Genomic DNA, 16,517 nt, shown 5'->3' with positions numbered 1-16,517 from the left:
ATAAACATGACACAATTTTTGCAGTAATTTTTGCAGTAAAGTAAGATGACGATATAGACTGGTCATGCCTAGCCATCAACCTTATTAACCAACTAAGAGACGTAAACGGATGAATTTTTCGAGACAAGCCTTATTGGGCATCGGGATGATTATAGGCGGTAGCGTCATGCTATACGCCATGGTGCAACAAATCGGTACTAATGATAAGCCAGCAACGCCCGCTGCTATCGTCGAAAAATCATCAACTGAACAAACAACTGTAGAACCATTAACCACAGATATCGAAACTGAAAAACGTATCTTGGCACAAAAGCAAAAAGAACGTGCGGCTCGTGTTGCAGAACAAGAGAAGCGCGCTCAGCAGTTTTTGGCAGAGCAGGAGAGTGCAGAAGCAAAGGCACTGGCGAAATCTCGCGCAGAAAACCAGCAGTATGTTGCCAACGCTATGCCAGCAGAGGATGAGGATACGAAAGTAGAAAATAGCTCAACAGTTACAACACCAACTGTGCAAGCGCGTACTGATGCCACAACAAACACAACCAATGAAGAAAAACAAAAAGCTCAAGCGGCTGAGAAAGAAGAAGCCAAAAAAGCTGCTCAACAGGCCGAAGCAAAAAAATTAGCAGATAACGAAAAGCGAGCTGAAGCAAAAGAGCAAGCTGAAGCTCAGGCTAAAAAAGAAGCAGAAGCAGAAGCTAAGAAAAAAGCTGATGCTAAGAAAAAGGCAGAAGCACAAGCAGCAGCCAAACAGCAGAAGCAGGCTGAAGAGCAAGCCACCAAAACAGCTGCACCGACAGCCTCTACAGATTATACTGTCAAAAGAGGTGATGGTTTAATCAAACTAGCACGCCAGTATAATGTGCCAGTTGAAGCTCTGGCTCAAGCCAACGATATATCCTCATCTACTTCATTACAAGTCGGACAAGAGCTAACTATTCCATCACGTAAGCAGGTTGAGCGCCTAGAGCGTGAAGCAGCTGCCGCTAAAAAGTCCGCTGATGCCAAACGAGAAGCTCAACAAAAGCTACGCGAAGCGCGTAAAGAAGTTCGAGAAACTGATGCAAAAGGCAGCTTCGGGGTACAAGTCGCTTTGGCAAGCAATCAGTCTTCAGCTGATGAAGTAGCCAAAAAGTTTAAAGCTGCCGGCTATCAAGTCAAAACCAGTGTTACTAGTCGCGGTGTACGCGTCATCGTCGGCCCTGAGCGCGGAAAAGTAGCTGCATTGGCACTAAAGGATAAGATTAATACAGATTCTCAAGTTGACACCTCAGGAGCGTGGGTACTGTATTGGCGTTAAATTTTCGATAGATTTTATTGAATATAAAAGCTGGTTAATATACTAGATTTTGATAATACCTTTACTCACATAACATTCAAAACACGACACCTGCTGTCGTGTTTTTTTAATTTATAAATTGTAACTAATTATTAGCTCAGATAGTATTGCTTAGATAATATAAGCCCTATTTATGGCTCATTTACTTTTCTCTGTAGAACGTGTTAGCCAATAGTGGTTGCTACGTTACGATTGACTATTTAGAAACCTCTAAAGTTAATCGTTTTAAAACTTTATAAGGTGTGATTATGTCGTTTGGCATTGTGTTCTTGGTATTAGCCGTAGGTTTTTTGGGGTTCATTGTCTTACCAAAGCTATTATCAAGACATCAAGCTCATAAAAATACCGAACCTAATCCAGCTCCTGTACGCGGTGACGACCTGGCTATTTGGCCGTTTGCACCGATGCCTATCATGACAGATACTGAGGTCATATTTTTTCAAAAGCTCAAAAACGCACTGCCTGAATATCATATATTTGTACAAGTTCAACTTTCTCGTATCATCAATGCTGATAGTGAAGAAGCCTCTGAGCGTAGCTTTTGGTTCAACCGTATCTGCCGTCAAAGTGTCGATTATGTTATTACTGATATCGATGCGCAGACGACATTGGTTGCCATCGAGCTTGACGACTGGACGCATACTAGTAAATCAAGACAAAAGGCTGATGACAAAAAGGACAAAGCGCTAGCAAGCGCAGGGATCCCGATTGTCAGGTTTCATGCTGAGCGCATACCAAGTGTCGATATACTGAGATACGAGCTGATGCAGGTTATTGAAACTTATGAAGCGTAATACTATTGCTAATTCATTGACTGTCAGTTCATCAGAGTCAGGTACTGCTTGTATCTGGCTTCTTTTTATTATGAAACCCATAGACTTCTTTGCCAACGTTTGAATATCTTTTACAATACAACGGATTATTGTATGGACTTGGGCAGTAAATAATTATACTATTCCATTATTGATTAGTGAACATAAGTTTTGATTGAAGTTTTGTTAGTGTTAAGTCGGTCAATCATCTATTCAAATCACATTTACTGTCATTACCTCAACTAGGTCTTACCAATAAAGGATTGTTTTATGAAGTTTTTTAAACTGACTGCGCTAGCATTCGCCAGCACTTTAGCATTAGCAGGGTGCGGTAGCGATAGTGACAATACTAGCACTACGGCCTCTAACAATAATGGCTCAGCTGTACCTTCTAAGCCTCCTGTAAACAATAAATTGTCTGAGCTTGAGCAAGCTAAAAGCATCATCAATACTGCAAAGCAGTTTATTTTAGATAACAAAGCAATCGAAGATGCTTATGAAGACGCTAGTGAGATTTTGACCGAACAGCAGCAAGCCCGAGTAAACCTAACCTTTGATATCGCTGAAGGTTTACATGGGTATATGAAAGAGAATTCAATAGCAAAATTGGATGCAGCAGATGTTGCTTACTTAAGGGATAATGGCGATCTGCAAGAAGTAATAGATAACAACTTAGAAAGCGATTTTTATTGGGACAGATTTTATAATAATAAGCTACAGCCAAGCGATGATTTTCTTGCAACGCTTGATGCCAATGGCAAATTCAAACTATCTGGTACTACGCTTGTGAATAGTGAACGTTTGGAACATAACTATAATCCGCTAACCAATGATATAGACACAACAGTAACCAAAGATTCTTTCAAGATAACCTACGATAAATTTGAAAACTCATTGGCTTCTAATACCAGTACTGATGATTTTACAGGCCGTTATGGCTTCAATCGTCTTGGCATTGGTTCAAAAGCGGACGCTGTCGTTTTGAGCTCAACTTCACAAGGCGCAACGGTTAATGCGCAATTCAGTGATAAAGTCTTGGTTAATGATGAGTTTGATATAAATGATGTCAATAGAGCCGGCATTACTTTAGAAAAAGCGGTCATTAAACTGGATAATGTAAAACTTAAAGCTAACGATAGTATCATTGAAGCCCGTGACGTTGAGCTAGGGTTTTTAGATATGAGTCGCAAGCTTGCTGATGGCACCTTGGTGGTCAGAACTTTGCCAACCGCTATTAAGCTGACGGGCGAATTACTCAAAGAAAAGCCTGCAACAGATGTCGCCATTTCGCTAAACGCGGTTGCTAATGAAACCGATATCAAAAACGTCATCAAAGTGACCCAAGAAGGTAATATTGAAGAGGCTGCTGGTAAGTTCGTTGGAGTAGAAATTGTCATGTCTCTTAAGGGTAACGTGACAAAAGAGACTGCGACTTCGACTGCAATTATACCTTTAGATATTCAAGCGAACCTAAAACGTACAGCGCGTGATGTGGTAGAACTGCAAGGTTTGAAAGCAAGCGTAGACGGTAAAAGTCTGTACGTGACAGGTAAAACCATCTTGGACACTCAATATAATATCAGTTGCAAGTGTACACAGCTTGATATTACCCAAAATAATGCCGCCATTAAGCTAAAATTCGATGTCGATAATAAATTCATCATACAAGACCCCAAAACTGGTAAATTTGCTGATATCAAGGTCAATGGTAAAGTCTTTGGTGAGCTATTACAGAACAACGGTACAGTAAGCGCCAAATTTAAAGACAACAGATTTATTCCTCTAGGCCAGTGATGATATGTATTTGAGATATTGATCATGGACAAAAAGAGACAGCTAGCCCTGTCTCTTTTTTGTGCTTTTTAATTTATGGAAGAAGATTGTGCTTTTTTGCGCCCATTCATTCATATGCCATTTATACAAAGTTTTCTTTCACCTCAATCTATCAAGTCTTCTCAGGTACACGATCAAATGGTCACTATCACACGCAATATATTGATTATTATAAGTACAGGTATTTCAATCTCTGCTATCGCGCAAGAGCCGTCAGTAACTTATCAACTTACTGGTGATGACTTCATTTTAGAGAAAAACCTAATGCCATCTTTAGTGTCTACGCCATTGATAGCTTCTAAGAAGCCAGACACACAAATTGATTGGATAGTGATGGCGAGTGCTCATAGTCCAGCGCAGCCTATTGCAGCTTTTATCAAGGATTGGGATGCGCCGTTAGAGTCTGGTACCCATGCTTACGCGCAGGGGCGCGCGTCACTCAATGTACGCCCAGCTGACAGTCCGATCAGCTATGGTTTGGCATGGCGTTATGACTATTTGATGACCTTTAATCAAGAAACCGCAGACTTATATTGGCAGTATCAAAACAACCAGCTCCCCAATCAAAATCAAACTTATGCTTTAGAGTTAGAGGCACAGCATAATGAACGTGTTGGCGCAAACGTAGGTTTTGCTCAGCAATTAACGCCCAATTGGCAGCTGACCACTTATGCCAACATTTGGAAAGGTTTGCATTTGCTTGACGGTGAAGCTAGCGGCAGTATTACATCACAAGCATACCCTGCTGGCGAAACAGTTAGAAATATAGACCGTCTAAATAGAACGAATACTTATGTAGATTATTATTACGATGAGCCAGCACTTGGGGAGGAGGATCTAAACTGGCATCCCAACAAACCAACGGGTTATGGTTATTCGTTAGATATGAATTTGACAGGCGCATTAACCGATCGTACGCAGTTATCTATCCGTGGTTACGATATTCTGGGACGTATGCATTGGAAAGACACGCCTAGTACGCAATATGTACTAGATTATGATGCCAATAGACGACCCGTAGATATGACCGAAGGTCAACTCGACATTGATGATATTACGCAAACATTGCCATGGCGCGTGGAAGGTAGTCTCATACATCAGCTAAACCCTCAATGGCAGCTCGGTGTCCATGGTCAAGTGAATGATATCCAAGGCTTATATCAGTTGTCAGCAGGCTATCAAACCAATGAAGATTACTATCCACTCACTATTACTGGTTTAATAGAGCCGCAAACACAAGCGTTGGGACTTGCTGTAGATAGTCAGTATGGTGGTATCAAGTTACTCACCGATAGTCTTGACTCAGAAAAAGCCCAGCGCAGTGAGGTTAGCTTATATGGACGTTACTCATGGTAGGTTAACATTAAGTATCATCCAGTTTAGGGTCACGCTGCTTGGGATAAATGACTATCGGCTTATCACCTTCAAAGTATAGCCCTGTTCTAGGTAGCGTATCGTCTGGCCACACTATCTGGGGCTTCTGACCATCGTAGCTGTCATAAAAGCTGCGTTTCGTAAACCATTCGATATAATTTGCGCGTCGAAGGCTCGTCATATCAATTGTCGTTAGATTATCCTTATCCCATTTATCGCACCATTCATGCATAGGAAAGCTTGGTGAAAGCCAATCAGGATAAATAAAATCAGTCGTATTGATGGGTAAAAAGAACCGTCCTTTTATAACACCATAACGCTTATCAATTTTGACTTGTCCATGATCCCTAGTATCTACCCATATAGTACGAAATTGTTTGGTCTGCATATGGGTCATTTTGCGCTGTAGATTGTCGTTTGAGTTAATCCCAACCCAATTTTCGGGCGCAAAAGGGGCTGATCCCATAAAAAACTTAATGGCCAGTTCCCAATGTTCAGTGACTGTCTCCTTGTGGTTGTATAAAATCAAATCAAGCTCGCCAGAGGTTTGTTTGCCATTAAATAGCTGTACATTACTAGCGAGTGTCTCGTATGGATGCAACTGACGCGCAAAACCATCTGCTAACCAAAAAGATAATAATCCCTCAAAGTGAAAACCCAAACGATTGGGACTGGGTCGTGTCAGTAGATAGCGCGTTAGCTCCTGATAAGCATTGGTGGTATCAAGCTCTTCTAAACGCTGCTGATATGCGTCAAACTGCTGCTGCCAAAAGCTGGCACTGTGTACCGATACTGTATGAGTGTTCTGATAGGGTGCAAAATCCAGCCATCCTGTCAATACATTGGGGCACGCCAGCACATAAGCCAAATCACGCACATAAGGACGCTGGTACGCTTCCCAAGGCGCAGGATTTGTAAGTGTGGACAATGAATGAGCGATAGGCTCGGACATAGAATAAACCGAAGTAAGTTGTAGAGCATTTACCCTAACTGCTCGCTTGGCAAAAGTCTATAGTCAATCGTACTATGTTAAGATTGAACGTATCTAGCAGCGTAGCCTCTGTCGATCATAAAACAAGCTATCAAAGATAATGAGGATTAAACTATGAAATACCTTTTGCAAATCGACTTCCCTTATAGCGGCCCTTTTGGCGATAAGTTCTTTGAATCTATGCAAGAGCTTGCTAAAGATATCGCAAACGAGCAAGGTTTAGTCTATAAGCTATGGACAGAAAACGAAGAGACGCAAGAAGCGGGCGGTATTTATGTGTTTGATAATTTAGATGACGCCAATCGATACCTTGCTAAACATACTGAGCGTTTAGAGTCGTTTGGCTTCACTGATATTAAGTCTAAAGCTTTTAAAATTAATGAAGCGCTGAGTAAGATTACGAAAGCGTCTTTTTAGTAATGAATCGATAGTAGTTAGTATAAAAAAAGCTAGTTATTGGGTTCAATGGCTGGCTTTTTTGTTGTGTCTTCTATACTTAGAGCATGATATTAATCATATAAAAGTTAAGCTGAATATCTGGTGCATTTGATAATAAAGGTACTAAGATAATGATCAAAAATTTTAATATAACAAACGACCATTTGGGTAGTTTGTTGAATAGCTTTTGGACTGATAGTTTTGTGCTGATTGAAACTTTAGCTTTTTCTAAGCGTGTCATTTTTATAGCTCCATAATTTACCGTAACTTGATTGCTACGGCTTATGGTTGCTAGTTTATGAAGTAAGGTCATTCGATAGTTCTATATAGAAAATGGCAAAGTTCTATAGAACTTCATCAGCTTTCTTTAGCCATTTTGCAATGAAGTCTTTACCTAGAGTTAGACCTAGTCCCTCAGCTTTTGCTATGATTTCTTTATTAATAGTGCCATGAGGATTTTCCAGTTCTTGTTTATCATAACTTGCCAGTTTGAGAAGGGTCGCTATTAATGTTGCCATAGAATTAATAGTTTTATGATGTGTTGGCTCGTCATCAGGAGATTCGTTTGGCTCAATCGCCTCGACATCTGAATAATATCCATTTTTATCAATCATGTTTATCAGATCCAAAACACAAAATTTAATATCGCTTTCACTAAAATACGGTTCTATAATCTCATCTTTTGGATTTTCAGTAGATAATAAAATATGGTCAGCTACATATAGAGGTGTTCTCCTGAATATATCCCCTTTTGAGTTTGATCCTCGATTCGGTAGAGAGTAGTCAGGTATGATTTGATAATCTACTAAATTCTGAATAATGAACCGTCTGTGTGTTATTATGTTTTTAGAATTCATAATAGCTTCACCATGTAAAATATAAAAATATCCTTTAACATGATTTGATTGTGCTGAGTACTCTAGACCTCCTGACCATTCGTTTATGTTTTCAAAATCTTCAGGGTAGGGTGAATATAGTTTGTTTCTCCATGTTGAGCCATAACCATCAAAATAAATTATAGGCTGTAGCTCCTTTTTTATTACGAGATCAAATAAGTTACCCTTATCAAAAAAAGGTACTTTCGTTACCTCTTTGATAAATTTAACAGTGTCTTCAATATTTAAATAATCACTAAGACTTTTCATAATTCACACCTCTACACACCATTAAATCAAAGTAGATATAAGACAAGCCAACCTAAAACTATATGGATGACTGGCTTTCGATTGTTCATCATGTCTTACAGAATTTTCATTATTTTTTTCTCTATCAATTATCATATAATCACCATCCAAATTTAGCACAAAAAAAGCCAACCATTGAAAACAATGATTGGCTTTTCTCTATTACTACTATGTTTGGTCGGAACGGCAGGATTTGAACCTGCGACCACCACACCCCCAGTGTGGTGCGCTACCAGACTGCGCTACGCCCCGAATGACTGACTATTTTACGCAAAATTAGGCATATTGCAAGAGCTATTTGTTTTGCTTAAAATTTACAACACATTTCTACGTACCATAGTTAGTATGACAGATTGGCCATTCGTCTTAATCCAGCAGCTCTTTTAAAATCTGATTGACTTGCTGTGGGTTGGCACTACCGCGACTGGCTTTCATGACTTGACCGACCAGACCATTAAAGGCTTTTTGCTTACCGCCTTTATACTCATCTACCATCGTTTGATTGTTTGCAATGACGTCTTCAACCATGGCCTTAATGGCGCCCGTATCGGTTTCTTGCTTAAGTCCTTTTTCTTCGATGATTTTATCTGCTGCGTCATCATCGTTGCCACCTTCGCGTTCATATAAGGCACTAAAGACTTTCTTAGCCAATTTGCCAGATAGAGTGTCGTCTTTGATACGCTCCAGCATACCAGCCAATTGCTTAGCGCTGATAGGGGAGTCAACGATGTCTTTATCATCTTTATTCAATGCACCCAGCAGCTCGCCCATGACCCAGTTGCCGGCCATCTTCGCATCTTGCTGCCCGATCTCTGCGACTACATCTTCAAAATAATCGGCAAGCTGGCGGCTACCGGTCAATATACGAGCATCGTACTCTGACAGACCGAGCGCCTCTTCAAAACGCGCACGTCGAGCAACAGGTAGCTCAGGCATTGCCGCTTTAATCTCATCAATCGTATGCTGCTCAATACGTACTGGCAGCAAGTCAGGGTCAGGGAAGTAGCGATAGTCGTTGGCGTCCTCTTTGGTACGCATGGTACGCGTTTCATCGCGCTCTGGATCATAGAGCATCGTTGCTTGCACGACTTGACCGCCATCCTCGATGATATCGATTTGACGCTCGATTTCGCGATTGATGGCACGTTCGATAAAGCGGAACGAGTTTAGGTTTTTCAGCTCAGTTCGTGTGCCAAGCTCGTCGCCTGGTTTACGCACAGAGACGTTACAGTCACAGCGAAATGAGCCTTCTGCCATAACAGCATCTGAGATGCCAAGCCACGTAACCAGCTGATGAATGGCTTTTATATAAGCAAGTGCTTCGTGAGCAGAGCGCATGTCTGGCTCAGAGACAATTTCGACCAGCGGCGTACCCGCACGGTTTAGATCGACGCCCGTCATACCATCGACAGCATCATGTACGGATTTACCAGCGTCTTCTTCTAAATGCGCGCGTGTGATACCCATGCGTTTTGGGTACTCGTTTTTCTCGCCTTCATTCACCACCACATCGATATAACCTTTGCCAACGATAGGGTGGACCATCTGGGTAATCTGGTAGCCTTTAGGTAAATCAGGGTAAAAATAGTTTTTGCGATCAAAAGTGTTGAATAACCCCAGCTCAGCATTGACACCAATGCCAAATTTTAGGGCACGATCGACCACTCCAGCATTTAAAACTGGCAAAACACCAGGCAGACCCAAATCGACGATGCTGGCCTGGCTATTTGGCTCATGACCGAAGTCGGTCGGTGCGCTCGAGAATAACTTGCTTTCGGTATTTAGCTGACAATGAATCTCAATCCCGATCACCACCTCGTAACCATCGACGAGCAATTCTTTGCGAACTGCAAATTCTGTCATTTCCATTATAAAATCCTATCAAAAATTAAAATAAATAATCGTTAAGCTATAAAGTTATAGTCGTGACTTACTATCATTATTTGCAATAAATTTTTTGTAGCTTATCCTGCTTTTCGCTACTCTTTGCTACAAAATTTACGATAATACAAAACCCCTTAAGCTCGAACAAAACAGTGCTTCGCTTTTCCTCAATCGAGGCTAAACGATCTTGTTATGGCAGACTTCACTATTCTCTAGTACCAATAATTAGCGCTCGTAAATCAAGCCATTCATCTTTAGGAAGCGTAGGGAACACTTTACAGTTCTCACCCCCATTTCCGTCTTTTTATAATGGCTATAATAGTGTGCGAAAACCAGACTGTAACTGCTTAAATAGCAAGCTTTAGTGATGGTTCTGCATCTGCGTATAGGTATCTGCAAATATCTCACTACTCCCGCCACTTTGATAAAAAGCAGAAATAACATAGCTCATCAAAATTCTAAACTTACCTTGACTGTACAAGCTACTTACCAAAGGTTCAGCTTGCTTAGCATCCCCCTCAATAAAGCCGTAAGGGGCAATAATCTTTTCAAACTTATCGTAAAACGTCTGAAAAAAACTTGGCGTGTCCTCAAAGTTTTCATCAAAAAAGGTTTCTAAGTTTTTAAGATCTGTCTTTAAAGTCAGAGCTTGATTATCATCTAAGCGATAGTCTTGCTTCATCATGTTAAGAAAACTCATTGTATATCTCCAGTGAAGCTAAAAGTGGAGTCAAATTTTTGCGCATATTATACGGTAAGTTATTTGACTATAACGGAGTATTAAACCGCCTTCTCGGCGATAGCAGAAGATTGCAAATGGTGATCTGTATGCTGCTGAAATAAATGAGCGGTAGCCAACAGCTTACTTTCTTGCCAATATTGACCAATTAATTGCAAGCCAATAGGTAAGCCCTCTGAGGTCAAACCAACTGGCTGACTGAGTGCAGGTAGACCGGCCAAGTTAACCGCGATAGTGTAGACATCACCTAAGTACATTGTTGCAGGATCAAGGTCTTCACTAAGTTTGTAAGCTGCCGTTGGGGAGGTTGGGCTGGCAATCACATCACAATCGGCAAATGCTTCATCGAAATCTTGTACGATTAAGCGGCGTATTCTTTGTGCTTTTGTATAATAAGCATCAAAATAACCTGCAGACAATGCATAGGTACCTGTCAAGATACGACGTTGTACTTCAGGACCAAAACCTTCAGAGCGTGAGCGTGTATATAGATCGACTAGATCGGTTGGGTTTTCACAGCGATAGCCAAAGCGTACGCCATCGAAGCGTGAGAGGTTAGATGATGCTTCGGCAGGCGCTAGCATGTAGTAGGTGGCAAGGGTGATCTCAGGATCAGTAATGTTCACCTCTACAATGGTTGCGCCCAGATCTTCATACTGTTTGAGAGCCGCACGGACCGCTTGTTCGACCTCGCTATCAAGCCCTTCACTGAAATATTCTTTTGCGACACCGATACGTAGACCATCAAAGGGCTTGTCACCGGCGGCTGCCTCTGCATCATTAAGGTCTTGTACGTAATCGGGCATATCATACTTGATAGAGGTTGCATCACGCGGATCATGACCGATCATCGGCTGTAGTAGATACGCGCAGTCTTTAGCGCTCTTACCCATGCTACCGGCTTGGTCAAGACTTGAGGCATAGGCGATCATACCGAAGCGCGATACACGGCCATAAGTGGGCTTGATACCTGTCAAGCCGCAAAATGATGCAGGCTGACGAATAGAGCCTCCAGTATCACTACCTGTTGCGACTGGCACAAAACCTGCGGCGACAGCGGCAGCACTACCACCAGATGAGCCGCCAGGGACACGCTCTAGGTTCCAGGGGTTTTGTACCGTGCCATAGTAAGAGCTACTGTTGTCTGAGCCCATTGCAAACTCGTCCATATTGAGCTTACCTAAGCTAATCATGCCCGCTTTATCGATATTGGAGACGATAGTGGCGTTATAAGGTGAGACAAAGTTGTGTAGCATTTTTGAGCCACAAGTCGTCAGCACGCCTTGGGTACAAAAGATGTCTTTATGCGCCATTGGCACCCCAAGCAGACGTCTTTTATCGCCTTGTGCTCGCATCTCATCAGCTGCCTGTGCTTGGGCGCGTGCTGTCTCAGAGGTTCGTGTGATAAAACTATTAATCTTGCCATCTAGCGCGTCAATGCGCTTGATATAATGGTCAGTCAGCTCAAGGCTGCTAAATTGTTTGTCTTGTAAGCCTGTGACAAGCTGCTGGGTACTCAATAGATGAAGTTCAGACATAAGGTGTCGTCCGTCAAAATGTTAATAGCATAAAATGTAAGAAAATAAACGTAAATATCAGTACAGCGGACTATTCAATGACCTGTGGTACCAGATATAGTCCATCTTCTACAGCGGGCGCAACTGACTGATTACGTGCACGATTGATATCGTGTTTTGCCACGTCAGTGCGCAACTCTTGGCAAGCCTCATGAATATTTGATAGAGGTTTGACACCATCTGTATCGACGTTACCAAGGGTTTGCATAAGGGTTAGCACCTTACTGATATCGTCAGCGTAACTGCTCGCCGTACTTGCATCGACACCTAAACGGGCCAAATTGGCAACTTCTAAAATTTCTTCACGACTAACATTGCTGTCGGACGTTGCAGGTTGCTGTGACATAATTTCTCCAGTTAAAGACAGTTTTTGTTAGAGTAGGTATATGACTACTAAAATAATATCGTATATAGAGTAAGTTTATTATAAAGCATCTGGCCTAAGTTTACAGAGCGCTGTGTTAGATTGCTGCATAATCACAAACAACTGGTACTGTGACGATACAGTTATTGATTTATTTTCAATTGCCTAACAATTAACTTGCTAAATACGGTAAAGTAGCCGCACATTGTTTGGCGAAAGTACGATATAGCGATAAACGCTATTGAAAAATCACTTAATTGATTTATTAGGGTCTATTTTTTGATTAAATAATACTTACTTTACAGTGTAAATAACGATGTTTTTTTGAGACTAAATCGGTATAATTTATCTCACTTTTAGTTTCTAGTCAGTATTGCATGATTCAAACCTATCGCAAAGATACGTTTTTGTTTGTTTGAGTCTTTAACCGCTCTCTACTTGATACTAATAAGCATCGCCTCAGTCATCTCATTTGTAAGCCGCTGGATATATTAATGAACCCGTTTGGATTTTTATCGAATAATATCGCTATCGACCTTGGTACTGCGAACACCTTAATTTTTATTCCTAATAAAGGGGTAGTGCTCGATGAGCCTACGGTGGTCGCCTTACGTAGCAACCGTACGCAAAACCCGACCGTCGCTGCTGTTGGTCTTGATGCCAAGCAAATGCTTGGACGTACTCCTGCCAATATTACTGCCATTCGTCCATTAAAAGACGGGGTCATCGCTGACTTTGAAGTCACCCAAAAGATGCTAAAGCATTTTATTGCCAAAGTAAAAGCCAAACGTTTTATGGCACAGCCCAATGTCGTGGTTTGCGTACCCTGTAAGTCGACTTTGGTTGAGCGAAAGGCTATTCGTGAAGCAGTGTCATCAGCGGGCGCTAACAAAGTACTGCTATTAGAAGAGCCGATGGCCGCAGCTATCGGTGCAGGAATGCCGGTTCATGAGGCCAGTGGTTCGATGGTCGTCGATATCGGTGGCGGTACCACTGAGATTGCTGTTATCGCACTGTCTGGCTGTGTGTATGCCGAGTCGATCCGCATTGGCGGTGATATGTTTGATGACGCGATTATTACTCATGTACGCCGTACCCATGGTTGTGTGATTGGTGAGACAACCGCCGAACGTATCAAACAAGAAGTGGGCTCAGCGCTTAACGAAGAGAGCAACTTAGAAGTAGAAGTCCGTGGCCGTAGTATGGCAGAAGGCGTACCTAAGACATTTAGCGTCAATTCAGAAGAAATCCAAAAAGCATTAAGCGATCCGCTAAGTGGTATCGTCAGTGCAGTAAAAGCTGCACTTGAACAAACCCCACCTGAGTTGTCATCGGATATCGCCGAGCGCGGTATTGTCCTAACTGGGGGTGGTGCATTATTACGTGATTTGGATAAGCTTATTTCAAAAGAGACTGGTCTACCAGTTACTGTTGCAGAAGACCCACTTACTTGTGTCAGTCGTGGTGGCGGTATTGCGCTTGATTTTATTAATAACAAAAGCTTAAATATGATTTTTGTATAAAGCTTTTATAAGCGCTTTGGTTACTTGCAATAGTGATTCTGGTCACTTGTAGATAATAAACCTAGGCTAAAATGAATAACTGAACAAAGGCGGTCAATATGGCTGCCTTTGTTGTATCAACAACTAGCATACGCCGTTATGTTCGCGCATAATAGCTTTATACCCCGCGCTGGGTACCGATCAAATTAGATGCCCTATGATCCCAAGTATTTTTGCTCGTCAGCCACTCGCACTTCGTAGGACTGCTATTGTATTAATAGTGGCGTTAATTATCATGTGGTTTGATAGCAAAAATCCGGAGTTGTTTAAACCTGTCCGTAGTATTAGTCATGCTGCCATGCAGCCTATCTATGAATTTTCTTTATTACCAAGCTATGCTGAACACTGGGCACGCGGTAGCATACAATCAAAAGAAGCTTTACGCCGCCAAAACGTACAATTAAAATCACAACTGATTCATGCAAAAGCAAAGCTTCAGCAGCAAGATTATATCTTGGCGCAAAATGCCCGCTTACAAGGTATCTTATCAACGACCAAGCCTGATTTGTTTGATTTAAATTTAGCACAAGTGATTGGCACCGATACCAATTTACTCAAACAGATCGTAGTGCTTAATAAAGGCGCGCAAGATGGTGTTCAAGTGGGGCAAACGGTGATTGATGAAAATGGTATTTTAGGGCAAATTATCAATGTCTATCCCAATACCAGCCGCTTGTTACTCATCACAGACGAACAGCAATCAGTTGCCGTAACCATCAAGCGTACTGGTCAACGTGCCATTGTCACAGGTGCAGGTATTCCAACCTCACTGAGCCTTAATTACGTATTCAAAACCTCGGATGTACGTATTGGCGACGAGCTAGTATCTTCCGGTTTAGGCGGCCGTATTCCAGCGGGCTATCGTGTCGGCCGTATTACCCGCATCACAGACACTCAAGCCGACAATTTTAGAACGATTGAGGTATCACCTGCTGCCAACTTTGTTGATAATGCTTATGTGCTTATCTTACAAGATAAGGTGACGTATATTGACACCGAATTACCACTACCTGCCAGTCGTTAATCAATCGTTAAGGCAAGCATTCATGGCACTTTCAAACTCTGAGCATTCATCTAGTAAGATGCTTATCGCAATCATATTGAGTTTTGTGGTTGCCTCATCACCTAGTGTCTATCCACTAAGCCCAAGCATGGCAGCTTTACGTCCCATGATCTTAATGATGGTATTAATATTTTGGTTGTTGTTTCAGCCGCGATATGTTGGAGTCTTTACCGCTTTTATGGTTGGTATTATTGCTGACTTGTTGATGGATACTCATCTTGGACAGCAAGCATTTGCAGCAGTCGTCATGGTGTTGGCACTTAGGGTTTGCAGTCTTCAAGTTAAGCAGTTAAATACATTTAGCGCCTGGTTTTTAGCAGCTATTGGGATGATTGTTTTTCAGCTTACTCTGTGGACATTACAACTGATGACCCAAAGTTTATTCATCGCACAGTCAGGATTGTCTTTGTTGATGAGCATCTTAAGCTGGCCTCTCATACTGTTAATATTGCGTGGATTTACGCGTTAGATGATTCATACGTCAGTTTTTGCACAGCATTTAATTCAAGAATAGTAAGTCCTGACAATAATAAGAGGGTAGTAATGACTATTATATTGGCGTCTGGTTCGCCGCGTCGTCGTAAGCTTCTGACCGATGCCAAGCTCGAGCTTGAAGTCATGAGCGTTGATATTGATGAGACTCCCAACGACAATGAATCTCCAAAAGAGTATATTCAACGCATGATTGCGGCCAAGGCTGACGCAGCTATCGTGCAACTAAAGACAAATTATCATCATGACTCTTTCAAATCATGCAAACTTGCCACATCATTTATTGTTCTAACAGCTGATACTATCGGTGTATTACCTGATGGTCACACAGTTCTTGTCAAGCCCGCAGATCGCGCTCATGCCTACCGCATGTGGCAGCAAATGTCTGATAGCTCTCATCAAGTATGGACTGCCGTACAAGCAACCTTAGTATCATTCACTGACGAAGTAAAAGAGCTAAACGATAGACCATTAAAAGCTGTCTGGCAAAAACAAATCATTGAATCGACAGATGTCACCTTTGTTCCTTTAACACAAAATATGATGCGTGTTTATTGGGACAGTGGCGAGCCCGCTGACAAGGCAGGGGGGTATGCTATTCAAGGTTTAGCGGCTGCTTGGGTGATACGTATCAATGGTAGCTATACCAATGTCGTGGGCTTACCGTTGGCGCAAACGTTAGCATTAATCGATGAAGCAGCTAAGGTCCAAAAATCTAAGAATAAACAAACATAAAGACTGTTTATAAGGTAAACGTGAAAGTAAGCAGTCACATAATGACACGGCAGGGTAGTGGGCAGCATGATGGGACATTTGTTAGACTGTGATTTCAATATTAATAAGTACCATAAGTAATAAATAAGAGAAA

At 41.8% G+C, this 16,517-nt stretch carries 15 protein-coding genes and 1 tRNA gene; 9 read left to right on the top strand and 7 right to left on the bottom strand.

All coding sequences use genetic code 11. The features are described 5' to 3' along the window. The first annotated feature begins 109 nt into the window (after positions 1-109). The 4 genes from ACS8FC_RS09490 to ACS8FC_RS09475 all read left to right on the top strand — a co-directional run bounded on the left by ACS8FC_RS09490 (position 110) and on the right by ACS8FC_RS09475 (position 5,337). Positions 110-1,297, top strand: a complete 1,188-nt coding sequence (locus ACS8FC_RS09490; RefSeq protein ID WP_439296561.1) for a LysM peptidoglycan-binding domain-containing protein — start codon at positions 110-112, stop codon at positions 1,295-1,297. A 287-nt stretch (positions 1,298-1,584) separates the two neighbouring features. Beyond that, positions 1,585-2,130, top strand: coding sequence for a DUF2726 domain-containing protein (locus tag ACS8FC_RS09485; RefSeq protein WP_439263244.1), 546 nt, complete (start codon positions 1,585-1,587; stop codon positions 2,128-2,130). Positions 2,131-2,418: 288 nt separating this feature from the next. Further along, positions 2,419-3,942, top strand: coding sequence for a hypothetical protein (locus tag ACS8FC_RS09480; RefSeq protein ID WP_439296560.1), 1,524 nt, complete (start codon positions 2,419-2,421; stop codon positions 3,940-3,942). Between the two features lie 177 nt (positions 3,943-4,119). Next, positions 4,120-5,337 (top strand): hypothetical protein, encoded by a 1,218-nt coding sequence (locus tag ACS8FC_RS09475; protein ID WP_439296559.1) that lies wholly within the window; start codon positions 4,120-4,122, stop codon positions 5,335-5,337. A gap of 7 nt (positions 5,338-5,344) precedes the next feature. On the opposite strand, the gene ACS8FC_RS09470 is transcribed toward ACS8FC_RS09475, so the two are convergent. After that, entirely contained in the window at positions 5,345-6,307 is a 963-nt protein-coding gene (locus ACS8FC_RS09470; protein ID WP_439296558.1) for a DUF1853 family protein, read from the bottom strand. A 153-nt stretch (positions 6,308-6,460) separates the two neighbouring features. Between ACS8FC_RS09470 and ACS8FC_RS09465 the strand changes: the two genes are divergently transcribed. Continuing rightward, the gene (locus ACS8FC_RS09465) at positions 6,461-6,763 is read left to right on the top strand and encodes a monooxygenase (protein ID WP_439296557.1); all 303 of its coding nucleotides are present in this window, start codon (positions 6,461-6,463) and stop codon (positions 6,761-6,763) included. A 365-nt stretch (positions 6,764-7,128) separates the two neighbouring features. Here the strand turns inward: ACS8FC_RS09465 and ACS8FC_RS09460 are convergent, their stop codons facing one another. From ACS8FC_RS09460 to gatC, 6 genes are all read right to left on the bottom strand, one after another. Beyond that, positions 7,129-7,929 (bottom strand): hypothetical protein, encoded by an 801-nt coding sequence (locus ACS8FC_RS09460; RefSeq protein ID WP_439296556.1) that lies wholly within the window; start codon positions 7,927-7,929, stop codon positions 7,129-7,131. Positions 7,930-8,143: 214 nt separating this feature from the next. After that, positions 8,144-8,220: transfer RNA gene (locus ACS8FC_RS09455), tRNA-Pro, on the bottom strand. Between the two features lie 114 nt (positions 8,221-8,334). Continuing rightward, the gene (gene gatB, locus ACS8FC_RS09450) at positions 8,335-9,837 is read right to left on the bottom strand and encodes an Asp-tRNA(Asn)/Glu-tRNA(Gln) amidotransferase subunit GatB (RefSeq protein ID WP_439296555.1); all 1,503 of its coding nucleotides are present in this window, start codon (positions 9,835-9,837) and stop codon (positions 8,335-8,337) included. Positions 9,838-10,213: 376 nt separating this feature from the next. After that, a complete protein-coding gene (locus tag ACS8FC_RS09445; RefSeq protein ID WP_439263252.1) occupies positions 10,214-10,552 on the bottom strand; it encodes a hypothetical protein in 339 nt (112 codons plus the stop codon). Positions 10,553-10,632: 80 nt separating this feature from the next. Beyond that, a complete protein-coding gene (gene gatA, locus ACS8FC_RS09440; RefSeq protein WP_439296554.1) occupies positions 10,633-12,129 on the bottom strand; it encodes an Asp-tRNA(Asn)/Glu-tRNA(Gln) amidotransferase subunit GatA in 1,497 nt (498 codons plus the stop codon). 70 nt (positions 12,130-12,199) lie between these two features. After that, complete coding sequence (gatC, locus tag ACS8FC_RS09435) at positions 12,200-12,514, bottom strand: Asp-tRNA(Asn)/Glu-tRNA(Gln) amidotransferase subunit GatC (RefSeq protein WP_299221490.1); 315 nt, start codon at positions 12,512-12,514, stop codon at positions 12,200-12,202. Between the two features lie 512 nt (positions 12,515-13,026). On the opposite strand from gatC, the gene ACS8FC_RS09430 reads away from it, so the two are divergent. From ACS8FC_RS09430 to ACS8FC_RS09415, 4 genes are all read left to right on the top strand, one after another. Then, on the top strand, positions 13,027-14,055 hold the full coding sequence (locus ACS8FC_RS09430) for a rod shape-determining protein (protein ID WP_439296553.1): 1,029 nt from the start codon (positions 13,027-13,029) through the stop codon (positions 14,053-14,055). 196 nt (positions 14,056-14,251) lie between these two features. Next, positions 14,252-15,118, top strand: coding sequence for a rod shape-determining protein MreC (gene mreC, locus ACS8FC_RS09425; RefSeq protein WP_439296552.1), 867 nt, complete (start codon positions 14,252-14,254; stop codon positions 15,116-15,118). A gap of 22 nt (positions 15,119-15,140) precedes the next feature. Continuing rightward, positions 15,141-15,626: a rod shape-determining protein MreD gene (gene mreD, locus ACS8FC_RS09420; RefSeq protein ID WP_439296551.1), complete on the top strand. Its 486-nt coding sequence runs from the start codon at positions 15,141-15,143 to the stop codon at positions 15,624-15,626. Positions 15,627-15,700: 74 nt separating this feature from the next. Next, a complete protein-coding gene (locus ACS8FC_RS09415; RefSeq protein ID WP_439296550.1) occupies positions 15,701-16,384 on the top strand; it encodes a Maf family protein in 684 nt (227 codons plus the stop codon). Positions 16,385-16,517: the final 133 nt, after the last annotated feature.

The organism is Psychrobacter sp. 1Y4, from assembly GCF_051847555.1.
Note: the sequence above shows the minus strand (reverse complement) of the source record. Positions and strands in the feature narration are given on the sequence as shown.